Origin of the sequence: Nocardia sp. CA-107356 (assembly GCF_050946365.1) — a bacterium.
GTDB lineage: Bacteria > Actinomycetota > Actinomycetes > Mycobacteriales > Mycobacteriaceae > Nocardia.
Map to the genome: position 1 here is coordinate 9635529 of NZ_CP191992.1, position 15593 is coordinate 9651121.

15 protein-coding genes and 1 tRNA gene are annotated in these 15593 nt (G+C 66.9%); 13 read left to right on the forward strand and 3 right to left on the reverse strand.

Translation table 11 applies throughout. The features are described from left to right. Positions 1-100: 100 nt before the first annotated feature. The 3 genes from ACQP1G_RS43275 to ACQP1G_RS43285 all read left to right on the forward strand — a co-directional run bounded on the left by ACQP1G_RS43275 (position 101) and on the right by ACQP1G_RS43285 (position 2174). A tRNA-Lys gene (locus ACQP1G_RS43275) sits at positions 101-173 on the forward strand. Positions 174-344: 171 nt separating this feature from the next. After that, positions 345-932: a DUF937 domain-containing protein gene (locus ACQP1G_RS43280; RefSeq protein ID WP_433196101.1), complete on the forward strand. Its 588-nt coding sequence runs from the start codon at positions 345-347 to the stop codon at positions 930-932. A 279-nt stretch (positions 933-1211) separates the two neighbouring features. Next, positions 1212-2174 (forward strand): acyl-ACP desaturase, encoded by a 963-nt coding sequence (locus ACQP1G_RS43285; protein ID WP_433196103.1) that lies wholly within the window; start codon positions 1212-1214, stop codon positions 2172-2174. Between the two features lie 121 nt (positions 2175-2295). Here ACQP1G_RS43285 and ACQP1G_RS43290 read toward each other — a convergent pair whose 3' ends face one another. After that, positions 2296-2949: a hypothetical protein gene (locus ACQP1G_RS43290; RefSeq protein ID WP_433196105.1), complete on the reverse strand. Its 654-nt coding sequence runs from the start codon at positions 2947-2949 to the stop codon at positions 2296-2298. A gap of 209 nt (positions 2950-3158) precedes the next feature. Between ACQP1G_RS43290 and ACQP1G_RS43295 the strand changes: the two genes are divergently transcribed. From ACQP1G_RS43295 to ACQP1G_RS43335, 9 genes are all read left to right on the forward strand, one after another. Further along, positions 3159-4001 (forward strand): SDR family oxidoreductase, encoded by an 843-nt coding sequence (locus tag ACQP1G_RS43295; RefSeq protein ID WP_433209320.1) that lies wholly within the window; start codon positions 3159-3161, stop codon positions 3999-4001. Between the two features lie 566 nt (positions 4002-4567). Further along, entirely contained in the window at positions 4568-5236 is a 669-nt protein-coding gene (locus ACQP1G_RS43300; RefSeq protein ID WP_433196107.1) for an MspA family porin, read from the forward strand. Positions 5237-5299: 63 nt separating this feature from the next. Beyond that, on the forward strand, positions 5300-5977 hold the full coding sequence (locus ACQP1G_RS43305; RefSeq protein WP_433209323.1) for an MspA family porin: 678 nt from the start codon (positions 5300-5302) through the stop codon (positions 5975-5977). A gap of 128 nt (positions 5978-6105) precedes the next feature. After that, positions 6106-6765: a YcnI family protein gene (locus ACQP1G_RS43310; protein ID WP_433196109.1), complete on the forward strand. Its 660-nt coding sequence runs from the start codon at positions 6106-6108 to the stop codon at positions 6763-6765. A gap of 52 nt (positions 6766-6817) precedes the next feature. Beyond that, positions 6818-7399 (forward strand): hypothetical protein, encoded by a 582-nt coding sequence (locus ACQP1G_RS43315; protein WP_433196111.1) that lies wholly within the window; start codon positions 6818-6820, stop codon positions 7397-7399. 383 nt (positions 7400-7782) lie between these two features. Further along, the gene (locus tag ACQP1G_RS43320; protein WP_433196113.1) at positions 7783-8433 is read left to right on the forward strand and encodes a sigma-70 family RNA polymerase sigma factor; all 651 of its coding nucleotides are present in this window, start codon (positions 7783-7785) and stop codon (positions 8431-8433) included. Next, on the forward strand, positions 8433-9068 hold the full coding sequence (locus ACQP1G_RS43325) for an ATP-binding cassette domain-containing protein (protein WP_433196115.1): 636 nt from the start codon (positions 8433-8435) through the stop codon (positions 9066-9068). Before ACQP1G_RS43320 ends, ACQP1G_RS43325 begins: the two co-directional genes overlap by 1 nt. Then, complete coding sequence (locus ACQP1G_RS43330) at positions 9065-9907, forward strand: metal ABC transporter permease (RefSeq protein WP_433196117.1); 843 nt, start codon at positions 9065-9067, stop codon at positions 9905-9907. Before ACQP1G_RS43325 ends, ACQP1G_RS43330 begins: the two co-directional genes overlap by 4 nt. Continuing rightward, positions 9886-10683 carry a metal ABC transporter solute-binding protein, Zn/Mn family gene (locus ACQP1G_RS43335; protein ID WP_433196119.1) on the forward strand — a complete coding sequence of 266 codons (798 nt, stop codon included), beginning with the start codon at positions 9886-9888 and terminating at the stop codon, positions 10681-10683. Before ACQP1G_RS43330 ends, ACQP1G_RS43335 begins: the two co-directional genes overlap by 22 nt. A gap of 156 nt (positions 10684-10839) precedes the next feature. Here the strand turns inward: ACQP1G_RS43335 and ACQP1G_RS43340 are convergent, their stop codons facing one another. Beyond that, positions 10840-12468, reverse strand: a complete 1629-nt coding sequence (locus ACQP1G_RS43340; RefSeq protein WP_433196121.1) for a class I adenylate-forming enzyme family protein — start codon at positions 12466-12468, stop codon at positions 10840-10842. Next, a complete protein-coding gene (locus ACQP1G_RS43345; RefSeq protein WP_433196123.1) occupies positions 12465-14255 on the reverse strand; it encodes a CoA transferase in 1791 nt (596 codons plus the stop codon). Before ACQP1G_RS43345 ends, ACQP1G_RS43340 begins: the two co-directional genes overlap by 4 nt. 125 nt (positions 14256-14380) lie before the next feature. Here ACQP1G_RS43345 and ACQP1G_RS43350 point away from each other — a divergent pair, with 125 nt between their 5' ends. Further along, positions 14381-15586, forward strand: coding sequence for an acyl-CoA dehydrogenase family protein (locus tag ACQP1G_RS43350; RefSeq protein ID WP_433196125.1), 1206 nt, complete (start codon positions 14381-14383; stop codon positions 15584-15586). Positions 15587-15593 lie beyond the last annotated feature (7 nt).

Consider the following 15593-nt stretch of genomic DNA (forward strand, 5'->3'; position numbering starts at 1 on the left):
CGCCGCCCGGCAACCCCGAGCGAACCGAACCGCGGCACTCGCGACCCGCCCCGCCCCCGGTTACCCGATCCGCGCCAGGCCCACTACACTGTCCCTCCGCGCCCCTATAGCTCAGTTGGTAGAGCTACGGACTTTTAATCCGCAGGTCGTAGGTTCGAGCCCTACTGGGGGCACCCTGTCAGGCGTCCGGTGACAAACCGGACGCCTGAGTCTTTTTCCGGCCCGTGCGCACCCGCGACGCGCACCGATACCGACGACGAATCAGCTCATTTTCGCGCGGTTCTTCCCCTACTGTGGGCGCGTCCCCGCACACCGGGGGCATCCCTCGACAACAGGCGGAGCTGATGACTTCCTTCGATGAGTTGCTCTCCCAGGTTCCCATCGCACAGATCGCCGAGAAGTTGGGCGTCGACCAGGACACCGCAACGAATGCGGTAAAGGCGGCAATGCCGACGCTGCTCGGCGGATTGCAGGCCAGGGCGACCGAGCCCGAGGGCGCGGCCTCCTTGGTCGGCGCTCTGGACCAGCACGGCGAACTCATCGAAGGTGAGGGCGCGGTGGATGTCGACAAGGTCGATATCGCCGACGGGTCGAAGATCGTCGACAAGGTTTTCGGCGCGGAGAAGAGCACGGTGATCAGCGCGCTCGGCGCGACCGAAGGCACCGGCGGCAAGGACTTGGTTGCCGAGCTGCTGCCGATGCTGGCTCCGATCGTGATGGCCTACCTGGCCAAGCAGATGTCCGGTGGCGGCGATGGCGCCGCGGCACCGCAGACACCGTCCGGCGGCGGCATCGGCGACATACTCGGTGGTCTGCTCGGCGGCAGCGGCAAGAGCGGCGGCATCGGCGGCGCGATCGGAGAAGCGTTGGCCAAGAACGCCGGTGGTGCGCTCGGTAACATCCTCGGCGGCCTCTTCGGGAGCAAGCGCTGAACAACATCCGCCGCGACACTCCCGACCATGTGCGTTGCGGCACGCCGGGCTAACGACTGACGGCCGGTAGCGATAAACCCATCGCTGCGGGCCGAGCCCCTACACTCGGGATGGCTGTCGAACGCCGACGTCGGCGTATGACCTCTATCACGAGGTGTCTTTTGACAGCCGGATGCGTTTCGCATCACACCTACGGTGCCGTAAGGTATGGCCGCATCGACACCGGTCTACTCGGGAGACTGACCCGCAAGAGCGCACGCACACATGAAGGGCTTGTATATGGCAAGGGATCTGACTCAACTCGAGCTGCTCACGGAGTTGGAGCCGGTTGCCGAAGAAAACGTCAACCGGCACCTCTCCCTGGCAAAGGAATGGCATCCGCACGACTACGTCCCGTGGGATGAAGGCCGCAACTTCGCGGCACTCGGCGGGGTGGACTGGGACCCGGAGCAGTCCCGCCTGAGCGAGGTCGCGAAGGCGGCCATGATCACCAATCTGCTCACCGAAGACAACCTGCCCTCCTACCACCGCGAGATCGCTGAGAACTTCTCCCAGGACGGCGCCTGGGGCACCTGGGTGGGCCGCTGGACCGCCGAGGAGAACCGCCACGGCATCGTCATGCGCGACTACCTCGTGGTCACCCGCGGCGTCGATCCCGTGGCGCTCGAAGAGGCGCGCATGGTCCATATGACCAACGGGTTCGCCTCCCCCACCGAGGCCGATGCGGGCTTCCTGCACTCGGTTGCGTACGTCACCTTCCAGGAGCTGGCCACCCGGGTCAGCCACCGCAATACCGGCAGGGTCTGCGACGACCCGATCGCCGACCGCATGCTGCAGCGCGTCGCCGCCGACGAGAACCTGCACATGATCTTCTACCGCAATATGTGCGGCGCGGCCCTGGATCTGTCCCCCGACCAGGCCATCGAGGCGATCACCCTGATCCTGGAGAACTTCCAGATGCCAGGCGCTGGCATGCCCAACTTCCGCCGCAACGGTGTACTGATGGCCAAGCACGGCATCTACGACCTGCGTCAGCACCTCGAAGAGGTGGTGCAGCCGGTGCTCAAGAAGTGGAGCATCTTCGAGCGCAACGACTACACCGCGCGTGGTGAGGCCGTTCGCGAGCGGCTCGGCCTGTTCCTGGAGAAGTTGGGCCAGGATGTCATCAAGTTCGAAGAGCAGCGCGACCGCATGCTCGCCCGCGAGGCGAAGAAGCGGGAACTCGCCGGGGTCGCCAGCTGATCCAGACCCCGCAAACCACAACGCGCCGCCGTCGGATTTCTCCGGCGGCGGCGCGTTTATGTCCGGCAACGCCGATCTCGTCGGCGAGTTTATAGGTTCAACCTCCGAAACTCCGGCGGCCCTACTTCAGCGGCAGTGCGCCGCCGACGCCGCCGACATCGGTGATCTTCCAGTCCGAGTTCTTATCCAGCGTGACGTTGTAGGTCACCGTTGTTTGCGCACCCTCCGGGCTCTGCGCATTCGTCGAACTCACATTTACGAACACATCGACTTTGTAGATACCGCCTTGATCCGACATCACCTTTGCGGTAATCGGTGCGGCGGTGGAGTTCCACTTCAACGGAACCAGAATCTGTTCGAGCTTGGGTGCGGTCGCATCGAACTTATTCGCCAGCGGCGGAACAGTATTCGCCTTCAGCTTGGCCACCCAGGACGGGATGTCCTGGTAATTGACGGTTGCCGCGCCGACCGCGTATTCGGTGGCCACCTGTTCGGCCTTCTTGTCCGCGGCCGCCCGATCCTTTTGATCGGCGAGATCGGCGCGCGCCGACCACAGAAATCCGGTCAACATACAAACCGCGATCGCCAATGCGCCGATTACCGCACCGAGGACCACGGTGGAGACGCGAATCGACACGGTTCCCGACTGCCGCTGCGATCGCTGGCCCGACCTGTCGGCTTTCGCATCGGACGCTTTCGTCTCGGAAGTCTTGTCCAACTCCACACTGGAGTCGCCGTCCCCGTCTGATGTGGTGCCCTCGGTCCGTTCGGTCATTCGCCCTCTCCGATGAGTCTGTGGTCACGGGCGATACCCGCGAGTAACAGGCTACTGAGGGCGTACGAGAAGGCCGGAGGGCCCTTAGCGCTGCGCTGGGGTTATACCGAATCCGCGCACGATCCGGCGGCAAAGCTCGACACTGGTGGTATTGCCGCCGAATAGGACCGTAGGAGGCCGATGACATGTCCAGCACATCGAAGGGCGACGTGAGGCTCACCGGCAAGGTTGTCGCGATCACTGGAGGGGCGCGCGGTATCGGACGTGCCACCGCCGAGGCATTTCTCGCGGCGGGCGCCGCGGTCGCGATCGGCGATATCGATGTCGAACTGGTGGCCAAGACGGCGGCGGAGTTGGGCGCCGACCCGGATGCCAAGATCGTCGGTCTACCGCTGAATGTCACCGATCGGGCCTCGTTCGCCGCCTTCCTCGACACCGTGGACGGCGAGTTGGGGCCGTTGGACGTGCTCGTCAATAATGCGGGAATCATGCCGACCGGTCTGTTTATCGACGAGGACGAGGCGATGACCGATCGGATCATCGCCATCAACCTCAACGGGGTGATCCACGGTTCGCGGCTTGCCGTCGAACGGTTCAAGGACCGCGGCAGCGGACACCTGATCAATATCGCATCTTTGGCTGGGACACAGGGCTTTCCGGGCCTGGCCACCTACTGTGCGACCAAACACGCGGTGGTCGGGTTCACCTCGGCACTGCACCTCGAGATGAAGGAGCACGGCGTGCACGTGGGCGCGGTGCTACCCGGCATCGTCCGCACCGAATTGTCGGCCGGTGCGAATATGCCGCACTGGATCACGCCGCTGACCACGGTCGATCCGGAGGATGTCGCACAGGCCATCGTGAAATCGGTGCTGACGAACAAGCCACTGACCACCGTCCCCCGCAGACTCGCGGCCATCATCAAGTCGGCCCAGCTGCTGCCCTACCGCGCACAGCTCGCCGTCGCCGAATTGACCGGTGCGACAACGGCTTATGCCCAACCAGATCCGGCGGTACGCGAGATCTACCACCGCAGACTCCGCGGCGAATAAGGCGCTCCGCACATCTGAGCCCAAGCAGCACTCGGCCTTTCAGGCCGAAAATCAGATTTCGAGCGTATGGGCGGGCAGGGGCTGGTGGCGATTCGCCGAGCTCCCTCATGTTCCACCCCCAGCGCGCACAATATGAGCTCGACAGCTCCGCCGCGCGCCAGGCTTGAAGTCCCTCGAGAACCATCCACATCGCGCTGACCACGTTGCCCATGCGCATCGACGAGAGCGGCGACACTGTTCCGGAGCGAGCCGGCGCCGTCCTCGACCGCGTCCGCGGTGCCGCACCAGCATGGCCGCCCCCTGCCGGACCGACCGGCGCGGCGGTTGTGTCGCGGCGGTTGTGGCGGCGTGCCACCTGATTCCTCTTGCCCGGTCAGCGCCAGCGTGGGCCGACGATGCGCCAGCCGCTGCGTGGGCTGCAACGTCAGTGACTCATGCCACAGGTTTGCTATCGGAACTTGCGCGGCTCGGACCCCGACTACAGATCAGGTTACGGCCGATGCCCGGGATCGGATGGGCATCGCGAACCGTCTCAATCGCATGGGAAACACCTGATGAGGGGAACTATGACGCACTATCGCAAGTCTGGTCCGCGCCGGAGTATCGGTATCGCCGGTGCGGGCGCGGTGGTCGCTGTCGGACTGCTGTCGACCGGTGCGGCGAATGCGGACGTCTTCGTCCCGCTACCGGACGGTCAGAAGGCCGGTCCGGGGGTCACAATCACCCGCAACGGTGAACGAGCGATCGTGTCGCCGTCGCTATCGGCGAACGGCGCAGGGCGCGTCGCTTGGGTTTCGGGCAATGCGATCGCCGAGGTGACCGAGACGCCCGAGGGCACCGTCGGCCCGAACAACGGCCCGAGCGGCGCATCCGGCACCAACAACTCCTCGACACACGGGACCTCGCAGCTGAGCACCGGCTACCTCGTCGGCTGCCAGGTCAGCATTGCCGACAACGCCATCTCCGCGGGTGTTTCCGGCAGCATCAACCTCAGCGGCGGCGGCCTCGGCGGCTCGGTCGGCGTCAACCTCGGCCCTGGTCAGGTCGAATTCGTTCAAATCGACTACAAGGACATCCTGAAGCCGGGCACCTACTCGGTCGAGTACCAGGATGCCGAGATCGAGATCCAGGGTTGCGCGGGCTACGCCCAGGCGCGGGCCTACACCGTCGTCGAGATCATCGGCGATCACTACTCGAAGACGACCCTCTACGGGCAGCCGTTCAGCATCGGCTGACGGCGGTCGAATCCATGGAATCTCTTCTCGTTCAGTCGAATTCAACCCAGAGGGAATGAAATGATCTTCAACCGCAGGACTGTCGCACGGCTCGCGGGGACGGCCGCCGTGACCGCTGTCGGTCTCGGATTCTGCTCCGCTGGTGCGGCGAACGCCGATACGTTCGTACCGTTGCCGGGTGCACATCTGACCAAGACCCTGTCCGATGGCACCGTCATCGAGATCACCCTCAGCGGTGAGTCGGCGAATATCAACCCGTCGATGGGGTCGACACCGTTGCACCGCAATGCGTGGGTATCGGCAACGGCATCGGTCGAGTTGTCGGGCGCCGGAGTGAAAGGCGGGCGGGTCGACCCGGGTTACGTGGTCGGCTGCCAGGTCGATATCGCCGGTGGCGGGGGAAACGGTGGCGTGCAAGGCACCCTCGATTGGAGCGACGGGCAGAACATCAAACCGGGTGTCGGCGCCAGCAGCGGTGCCAACCTGACCCTTGGCCCCGGCCAGTCGACCTCGTTCCATCTGCTCGACCTCGAGCAGGCCGACGACTTCGGCCAGGAGGTCCACCGGTTCCGCCATGAATTCAGCGGCACGAGCGGCGGAGTGTCCTGGGCCGACGAAACCATCGGCCTCAACGGGTGCGCGGGTTATGCACAGGCTCGCTCGTTTGTGAGCGTCGAGGTGGAGACCGGCAGTGTCGTCACCTGGGTCACCGCCTGGGGTCAACCATTCAGCATCGGCTGAGATAGACCTCGATCAACAGCGGCTCGATCCAGAAATCGGATTGCCGCGAGATAGGGCCCCGGGATGACTATCGTCATCGACGAGCATCGCTGCGTTCTATTCCTCGAAATGAAGGAGAGATTTCGCCGATGAACCGTTCCTTGATTTCGCGTGCCGCGTTCACCGGCACTGCAGCCACTGCAGCGCTGGTAGTCGCAGCGGCCCCCGCATTCGCCCACGTCAGTGTGTCCGCCCCCGACGCGTCTCGTGGTGGTTCGGCAGTGCTGACCTTCCGGGTTCCCAACGAATCGACCACCAACAGCGCGACCACCGAGCTGATGGTGCGCATCCCCGGTGTCACCGCCGCCGACACCCAGGCGGTGGCGGGCTGGAAGGCGGTGGTGCACAAGGACACCGCCAGCAATACCACCGACATCACCTGGACCGCCGAGCCCGGTGGCGGGATCGGCCCCGACCAGTTCGGTCAGTTCTCGGTCCTGGCCAACGGACTGCCCGACACCGACGGACTCACCATGCCCGCGGTGCAAACCTATGCCGACGGCAAGGTCGTCAAGTGGGACCAGGAGTCGACGACGGGCGCCGAACCCGAATATCCGGCGCCAGCACTGAAATTGGCGGCGAGGCAGTCCGGTGGCGCCGAAAACCACGGCGATATTCCCTCGGCGTCGCCCAGCAGTGGATCATCGAGCGACACCACCGCTCGCTGGCTCGGCGTCATCGGAATTGTGGTCGGCGCGCTCGGCTCGAGCACCGCTGTCGGCCTACAGGTGGTGCGCCGCAAGGCTTGACGGCAGCCCTGCGTATGCCGACCAGTGGGCGAATGCGACGATGAACGGTGCTATGAACCGCTTGCCCGTATCACCCGATCTGCGGGTGATACGCGCGTCGATGTTCGCGGCGATCGGCGTACTGCTGTCAGCTATCGGGCACGCGGAGATTTCCGAACATGCCGTGCCCGTATCGGCACTGGTACTGGCGTTCGCCGCGACCGGGTCGCTGGCGTGGGCGCTGGCCGACCGGCAACGAGGCATCGTCGCCATCGGTGGTGGGCTGCTCGTGATGCAGGTGGCGTTGCACTTGTGGTTCGGTATGTCGTCGATGTCGGGTGGACACGGTTCATCCCATACCGCCACGGCGGCAACGCATGCCGAGACGCTTGCCATGATCGCCGGGCACGGCTTGACCGCGCTGGTCTGCGCGGTGTGGCTCTGGTGCGGCGAGCGGGCGCTTTTCGCGCTGTTTGCCGCGCTCTACGTGCGGACCTTGGCGCCGCTGTTGCTGGTGTTGATCCACCCGGTGGTGTCCGACATCGGAACCGGCGCTGCGGCTGTGTTCGACCGTCGGGTGCCGCCACTGCGCGGTGTCCTGTTGCGATATGTCCTGGCCCGGCGCGGGCCACCGGTCGGCGTGGTCTCCTACTGAGAGTCCGCCACCGGTTGCCGGGATGACCCTGGTTGCCATCGCGCTGGATCGTGTACGCCGCTATCGGCGACCTATCGCACAGTCCGGCGGATGCAGGTGGTGGACGTAGCCGCCATGTCCGAGCATCCCCAGCGGATGCCGGTGGCGAGCCTTCACGCCCAGCGGCCCTCACCCGCTGCCCGGCGTGCCGCGTGGTGCGCCGGAATCAGCCGACGGCCGGTTCATTTCGACGTCGCCTCGCGATGTCGCCGAACGAAACTCTGCGAAATGTCTTCGATATCCCCGCGGCTGCTGACTTGCAGCGGCAATTCCGTTCCCCCACCAGCCTTCCCGCTTCTCGCACTTGCTCCGATCGGTCGGGTGTGTCTATCTGGATCCCGCTCATGTCCGACGATCAACTGACCGCGCTGGCGCTCGCGGCCGGGGCGGGCGACCGGGGCGCGTTGGCGGAATTCATCCGGGCCACCCAGCGAGACGTGTGGCGATTCATCGCACACCTCACCGATGTGCAGTCCGCCGACGATCTCACCCAGGAGACATTCCTGCGCGCGATGGGCAGCCTGCCGCGTTTCGCCGGGCGATCCACCGCACGAACGTGGTTGCTGTCGATCGCGCGACGAGTGGTCGTGGACCGGTACCGCAGCGCATCGGTGCGGCCGAAGAACGCGCAGTTGGAAGACTGGCAGGTGAGCGCGGACCAGCGTCGCGACCGCCAGATACCGGATTTCCCTGAGGAATTGGCCATCGCCGATCTGCTGCGTGGCCTGCCCGAACAGCGACGGGAGGCGTTCGTGCTCACCCAGGTCCTCGGCCTGTCCTATGCCGAGGCCGCACAGACCGTTGGGTGCCCGGTCGGGACGATCCGCTCGCGGGTCGCTCGCGCGCGCGAAAGCTTGGTCGCCCAACTGGCCGCCGCGGACACACCGGCCCCGGTGCCCGAGGCACCGGAACCGATCGGGGCTCGGCTGCGACTACTGCCCCGTGCGCGTATCGCGGTCGATCGGGTCGTGCCGGATATCGCGGAGGTGGTGTGATGGCTGGGCTGGACCTGCGCTTGGCGGGTGTGTCGTGTCGACACGGCCGCGTCGAGGTGGTCAGCGATATCGATCTCGCCGTATCCGCTGGCCAGCGCGTCGCTTTGACCGGCACCAATGGTTCGGGCAAGACGACGCTGCTGCGTGCGGTGCTCGGCCTGCACACCGCCGCGCGGGGCGAGATCGTCGTGGGTGGGCGCGGCGGCAAGAGCGCAGCTGAGCAGAGGTGGCGGCGCAGGGTCTGCGCGTGGATCCCGCAGCGGCCCGCCGCTGGCCGGTTCCCGCTACTGGCCGGTGAGCTGCTGGCCAGTTCCGGCGACCAGGCCCGGGCCGAAGCCATGGCGACCCGGCTCGGCGTCGGCGCACTGGTCGATCGACCGCTCGACACCCTATCCGGCGGGCAGCTGCAGCGGATGCACTTATCACGCGCGGTTGGCTGTGTGGCGGCGGGCGCGGGCGTTGTGCTCGCCGACGAGCCAACGGCCGCACTGGATTTCGCGGGTCAGGAAGAAGCGGGCGAGGTACTCGCCGGGCTGGGCGTGACGCTTGTCGTGGTCACCCACGACCGTGCGCTGACGCGGCGCTGCGACCGCGTGCTGGAGATGGCCGCGGGCCGGTTGCGGGAGGTGGCGTGAACGGGCCCGCGGACTTGGTCGATTTGCTCGGTCTGGTGCCGGTGCGCCGCGCCGGGGTGGCGCTGGTACTCGGATCGCTCGGGTTGCCGGTGATCGGAGTGGTGATCGTCGGGCTCGACATCATCCCGGTGCGGTTCGCGATGATGCATGTCGCATTGCTCGGCGCCGCGGTGGGGATGTTGACCGGGCTCGATCCGGCGCTGTGCGGGCTGGTGGCGTGTGCGATCGCCGGAGCCGGAATAAGTCCGTTGGCACGCACTCCGGAAAGCCTTTCCGGGGCAATGGGTTTGCTGATGAGTCTGGCCATCGCGGCGGCCCTGCTCGTACTCGCGATAGCCGGAGTCAATGCCTCATCGGCCTTCTCGCTGCTATGGGGCTCCATCCTCTCGGTGCGCACTCAGGACGTCATTGTGCTTGCGGCACTTGCCGTCGTGGTGCCCGCGCTGTTCCGGTGGCGGCGGCGTGACCTGGCACTGCTGCTGCACGATCGGGAATTGGCGCTGGTCTCCGGTGTGCCGGTACAACGGCTCACGCTGGTGTTGCTGGTGCTGGTCGCGGTCGCGGTGGCGGGTGCGATACGCCTCACGGGGGCGTTGCTCGTCGACGCGCTCACCCTGCTGCCCGCCCTGGCCGCGCGCCGCATGGGGCATTCGCTGACCTCGATCATCTACTGGGCCATCGGAATCGGCGTCTGCGTCAACCTGGTCGGCTTTCTGCTGGCCCTGGCCTTCGACCTGCCACCGGGGCCGGTCCTCGTACTCACCGCGGGGGCAGTCGCTCTCGTGGCCCACCTGATCCCCGAACGGAGATACAGCTCATGGCACGTTTCCACCCATTGACCTCGAGTGCGGCCTTCACGACAGGTCTCGCCATTGCCGCGGGTGTACTGCTCGGCGGCTGCTCCACCAGCAGTGTCGACCATGGCGAGCACGCTCATCCCAAGATCGTCGCCACCACCACATGGGAGGCGGCATTCGCCAAAGCCGCTGGCGCGCATGACGTCAAGGTCATCGTGCCCGCGTCGGTACATCACGCACCCGACTACGATCCCAAGCCGTCGGATCTGACCGCCGTCGCCGAGGCGGACTTCGTGCTGTACGCGCCGTTCGAGCCGTTCGCGGCCAAGATCAAGGAAGCCGCCGGGTCGAAGGCGAAACTGATCGAAGTGAACCTCGACAATTCCGCCGACAAGGCGACTGCGCAGGTCAAGGCGCTGGGCACCGAATTCGGTACGGCCTCGGCCGCCGACGCGTGGACCACGGCGTTCACCGCCGAATACGACGAGCTCGGCAGGGACGTCCGGGCAGCCTGGCCCGGTGGTAAGCAGCCGACCGTTGTGGCACAGGTCTTTTCGACATGGGCGGCGCAATTGGCGGGTGCAGATATCGTCGGCACCTATGGGCCGGAGGCCGTGACAGCCGGACAGCTGTCGGCACTCGCCGCGAAGAAGCCGCAGTTCGTGCTGGACAACGCGCATATGTCGACCGGGGCGGTGCTGCCGGATTCGGGCGCGAAGCAGGTCTCGATCGTGAACTACCCGGGGCAGGACCAGGAACTGCTCACGGTCTACCGCGATGCGGCCGCCGCGCTGAAGAAGGCGATGTCGGCGAGCTGACGATCGCCGCAGCAAGATCAACGGCACCCGGCTGTGCGCGCTTCTCGGGGATGCCGCACACCGTGCGCCGTTGATCTTGGTCGAGGGAGGCTCTCGGCGGCCGGTCATGGGCTGGCGGTATCGGGCCTGCCGAATGAGAGAGTGGCCATGAGGGATTCAGTTCGCCAGACGGTGTCGGATCGCGGCACGGTCCGGTTTGCCCGCCGGGGTCAGCGGCAGCGCGTCGAGCAGTAACAGCGACTCCGGATGTTTGGCGCGTTCCAGGCCTTGGTCGAGCAGATGCGAACAGAGGCTGTCCAGATCCGGCGCACCGCCGGGGCGGGGTACGACGCAGGCGGCCAAGCGCTCGCCCAATATCCCGTGTGGCACACCGACGCACACCACGTCCCGAATATCCGGATGTCCGGCGAGCACCTGCTCGACCTCGGCGACACTGATATTCGCGCCCCCACGGATGACGATGTCCTTGATCCGGCCGACGACATGCAGGCGACCGTCCGGGTCGAGTACGCCGAGATCGCCGGTGCGGACCCAGCCGTCCTCGGTGCGGTAACGAGCGTCGAGTTCCGGATCGCCGACATAACAGAGCGGGGTCATCGGTCCGCGGGCGACGATCTCCCCGGTTTCGCCGACCGCGACAATGGCGCCGGTACCGACGTCGGAAATGCGGATTTCGGCCACGCGCGGATCCGGGCGCCCTACGAGAAGACCGGGACCCGCTGCGGCCGTATCGGTTTCGCCGAGATCGGTATGACAGTTCACGCCGTCGGCCGAACCGTAGAGGTTGACGACCGCGCAGCCGAAGGCCCGTTCGGCTTCTTCGGCGGTGGCTCGGTCCAGGGGCGAACCGCCGAGCACCAGCGCTCGCAACGATGCGGTGTCGGTAGCGGATACGTTGTGCTCGAGCATCATTCGGACCATGGTCGGCACGCCGAGGACGTGCGTCGGGCGATGGTGTTCGATCGCGGCCAGCGCGGCCTCGGGAGTGAAGTGATCGAGCAGGATCAGGGTGCCGCCGTGGCGGGCCAGCGTGACGGCGGTGCCATTGCTGCCGAATGCCGACGCGAGCGGGACGAGAAACAGATTGCGCGGTGATTCGCCATCGGCCAGCAGCGAGGCCATGAAGTTGCCTCGACCACCAGCCAGCGCATTGTGGGAGTAGGCAACCATCTTCGGCTCGGCCTCCGAACCGGAAGAGACCAAAATGCGCGCCGCGGTATCGGGGTCGGGGCGGGCCGGGACGAACGTATCGCCGTCCGCACGAAGCAATTCGGCCCACGAGAGGCAGCGGTCGGGCACCGGTTGTTTTCCGACGGCGGCGACGAAGCGCAGCGCGGGCAACCGGTCGAGCAATTCGGATAGATCCGCCGCGTGCGTGCGGCCCCGGAAGTCGATCGCCGCCAGGACCGCGACGGCCTCGGCGCGGCGCAAGAGCGATTCGGCCTCCCGCGTCCCCCGGCCGGCCGGAAACGGCAACGCCACGGCGCCGAGCGCGGCTATCGCCAGATCGGCGATGACGGCTTCGCGGCAGTTCGGAAGCTGCACGCCGACAACGTCTCCGGGGCGGATACCCGCATCGGCGAGGCCCGCCGCGAGGCGTCGGACCAGCCGGTCGAGCTGTGTGTAGCAGACCTTGCCCTTGGCATCGAGCAGGGCGGTGCGGTGCGGGTCCATACATCGTTGTGCGCGGAACAGGGAATACAGGTCGAGATCGGGACACGCACCGTCGGCCGCCCAGACGCGACGGAGCCGGTGCGGAACGAGATCGTGGATAGCGACGGTCATCGGAAGCTCCAGGGAGACGAAACGGCAACGGCCCCATACGCATCCGTGCGCATGGCATCGAGGAAGCGGGGATCGGCGGGCAGTTCGGCGAGATCGGTGGTGACGGCGGTGGCTCGGATACCGTCGTCGCGCATCAGGGCAACCGCGTCCTCGGTGGTCAGCTCGCATAGTCGAGCGGCGTGACCGGTGGCGGATGCGGTGTCTTCATCGGCCAGGGCCAGCAGCCCGTCGGCGGTCGGCAACGGGCGGCGGAAGCCGGCAGGGCGACGCGGGTCCGCGCCAGCGCGGATCCGGTCCAGTGCGGGCGCAGTGAGCAGATTCGCCGCGGCCAGCAGTGCGGACTCGACGCGCACGCCCCGGCCGGTCTGCTCGCGCAACAGCAAGGCCGCGAGGATCGCTTCGGTGCCGAGCATGCCGCCGAGCACATCCAACAGTGTCATCAGCGACGGAACCGGGGCTTCCTCGGCGGGACGTGCCGCCTCGCCGACTCCGGTGCGAGCCTGGACCATGAAGTCGGTGCCCATGGGCGCGTCCGCGAGTCGACCGGCCCAGCCGCTGGTGTAGGCGTAGATCAGCCCGGGGTTGGCGGCCGAGAGATCGTCGGCGCCGAGGCCGAGTTGTTCGGCCTTACCCGGCGCCCAGTTGTGTAGGAACACATCGGCGTCGGCGGCCAACTCGCACAACCGCTTTCGATCGATCGCGGATTTGATATCGACCTCCACCGCGCTCTTGCCGCGATTCAGGGCCAGCCAGCGCGCGGAGATATCGGAGCAGGTCGGTGGCATGCCGCGCAGCGGGTCCCCGCCCGGGGGCTCGATCCGCACCACATCCGCGCCGAGCAAACCGAGCAGGTGAGCCGCCAGCGGGGCCTGCACCCGACGTCCGGCTTCCAGCACGGTCAGGCCCGCGAGCGGACGATCCACCCGCGCCCCGGAAATGCCAGCGGCCCTGCGGTCTTCCGCACCGAGAGCGAATTCCCATGGCGTGGTATCCGCACCACCGACGCGCATCTCCTCGGCCCGCTCGCCCAACGTATGCAATCGGCAAACATCGGCGCCGGAGGATTCCGCGGCCGCCCGAACCTGCACCCAGGTGTGGCGTGCGGTGGTGTGATGCAGGTCCTCGGGTATGGGCGCACACGCTGTCGCATAGCGGAATTGGAAGGGCCGCCACCCCTTTCGCAATGCCTGCGCCGGAGCGTCCAGCTCTCGCCAGAACTCGGCCCACACCTCGACGTCCAATGCCTCCACCTCGAACCGGACACCGTCGGCAGTGCTGAACGGCGGCCCGCCGGGACCCAACGGCACGGCTTCGTCGTCATCGGCACACGCCGCCGCCAGATATTGGGAAACGGTCAGCAGGGCCACCCGATCGACCGCGACGTCGACCGCGGTCGCCGAGGTACCACGGGCCCGTCCGACGAGTGCGGCAAGCAGCCCTTGGACGGTGAGGATTCCGGCGGCGGTACTCACGTAGTCGACCGCCAGTCCACGCGGTGTCCCGTCACGGCGGCCGTGCACGAACATCAACCCGGCCGCGGCCTGTGCGGTCGCCTCGTCGACGACTTGGCTGCCAGGTACTCCCCAGGACACCTCGGCCGCGACGGACAGACCGTCGGGGCCGGTGAGAGTCAGTGCATCGCCCTCGCCGCGCACCGGATCCGCACCGAGCAAGCGCAAATGATCGACGGCGGTTGCGATCGGACCCGGTGGGCCCGCCGCGTGCAACCGCATGCCCCGCAGGGGTAATGAGCTGTGGCCGGTGGTCCGCATGGTGCCGGATGTCATGGCTCTCCTTTTGCACGGTCGCGCCTGCACGGGAACTCGGCGGCGGTCGCCACCGACCAGTTCCACGTCGAAGAGCAGTCGTGGCGGCGAGCCCCCGGGTTCCCGTCCAGCGCGGAGGAGAAGTCATGACCCCGTTCACATCTCAGAGCGCCACCATCGCTGCGCCACAGGCCGCCGCGCCGACGGACGCTGCCCCCGAGCTGCTGCGTGACCGAGTAGCGACATTTGTCGACGAGCGGGTGGTGCCCAACGAACCCGGTCTCGACGCGGGCGGGCCGACAGCGGCGGCCGCACTGACCGAATTGCGAACCGCCGCACGCGCCGCGGGATTGTGGGCATTGCCACTGCCCATCGAACTGGGCGGACAAGGTCTCCCCTTCGCCGACTACGTGCGGCTGGCCGAAGCCGAAGGCGCCAGCGATCACGGCCCCTCGGTACTCGGGTCGACATCACTACTGGATGTGCGGATGCTGCAACGACACTCGACCGACGCGGTGCGCGATACCTACCTCGAGCGATTGGTGTCCGGAGAACTGCGGGCCGCATACGCAATGACCGAACCCGACACTCCGGGCACCGATCCCGCAATGACCGCCACCTCCGCGCGTGCCGAACCCGACGGCTCATGGACGGTGACCGGCCGCAAATGGTTCATCAGCGGAGCCGCCGACGCCGACCTGATCACGGTCCTGGCTCGCACCCACGGTTCCGGGCCGAGCCGCGACGGCCTGTCCCTGCTGCTCGTACCCGCCGACGCTCCCGGCGTTCGGGTCATCCGCGAACTACCTGTATTGGGAGTGGGCGGGCAGTGGGAGATCGCCCTGGACCGGGTCCGCATACCCGGCGATCACCTGATCGGCGAGCCCGGCCGGGCACTGTCGATCGCCGCTGAGCGGCTACAACTCGGGCGCACCCTGCGCTGCCTGCGTTGGCTCGGGCAAGCCGAACGCGCATTTGCGCTGATGTGCGACCGCGCCCGCAGCCGCACCCGAGCACACGGCCCCTTGGCCGACCGACAACTGGTGCAGCAGCACGTCTTCGAGTCACTGCTCGCCATCCGCAGCACGCGACCGCTGGTGCACAAGGCCGCAGCACTGATCGATGCGGGGCATGACGCCCGTGTGGAAGCCGGACTCGCCAAAGTCGCCGCAGCTCGCACACTGCAACAGGTCGCCGACGCCGCGATTCAGATCTACGGTGCCGCCGGACTCGGCCCCGACACCGCGCTGCCCGCACTGCTGCGCACCGGCAGGATGGCGCGCATCCTCGACGGACCCGACGAGCTGCATATCGAAGCGGTCGCCAGCCGGGTGCTGCGCCAACAGCGGTGAGTCGACT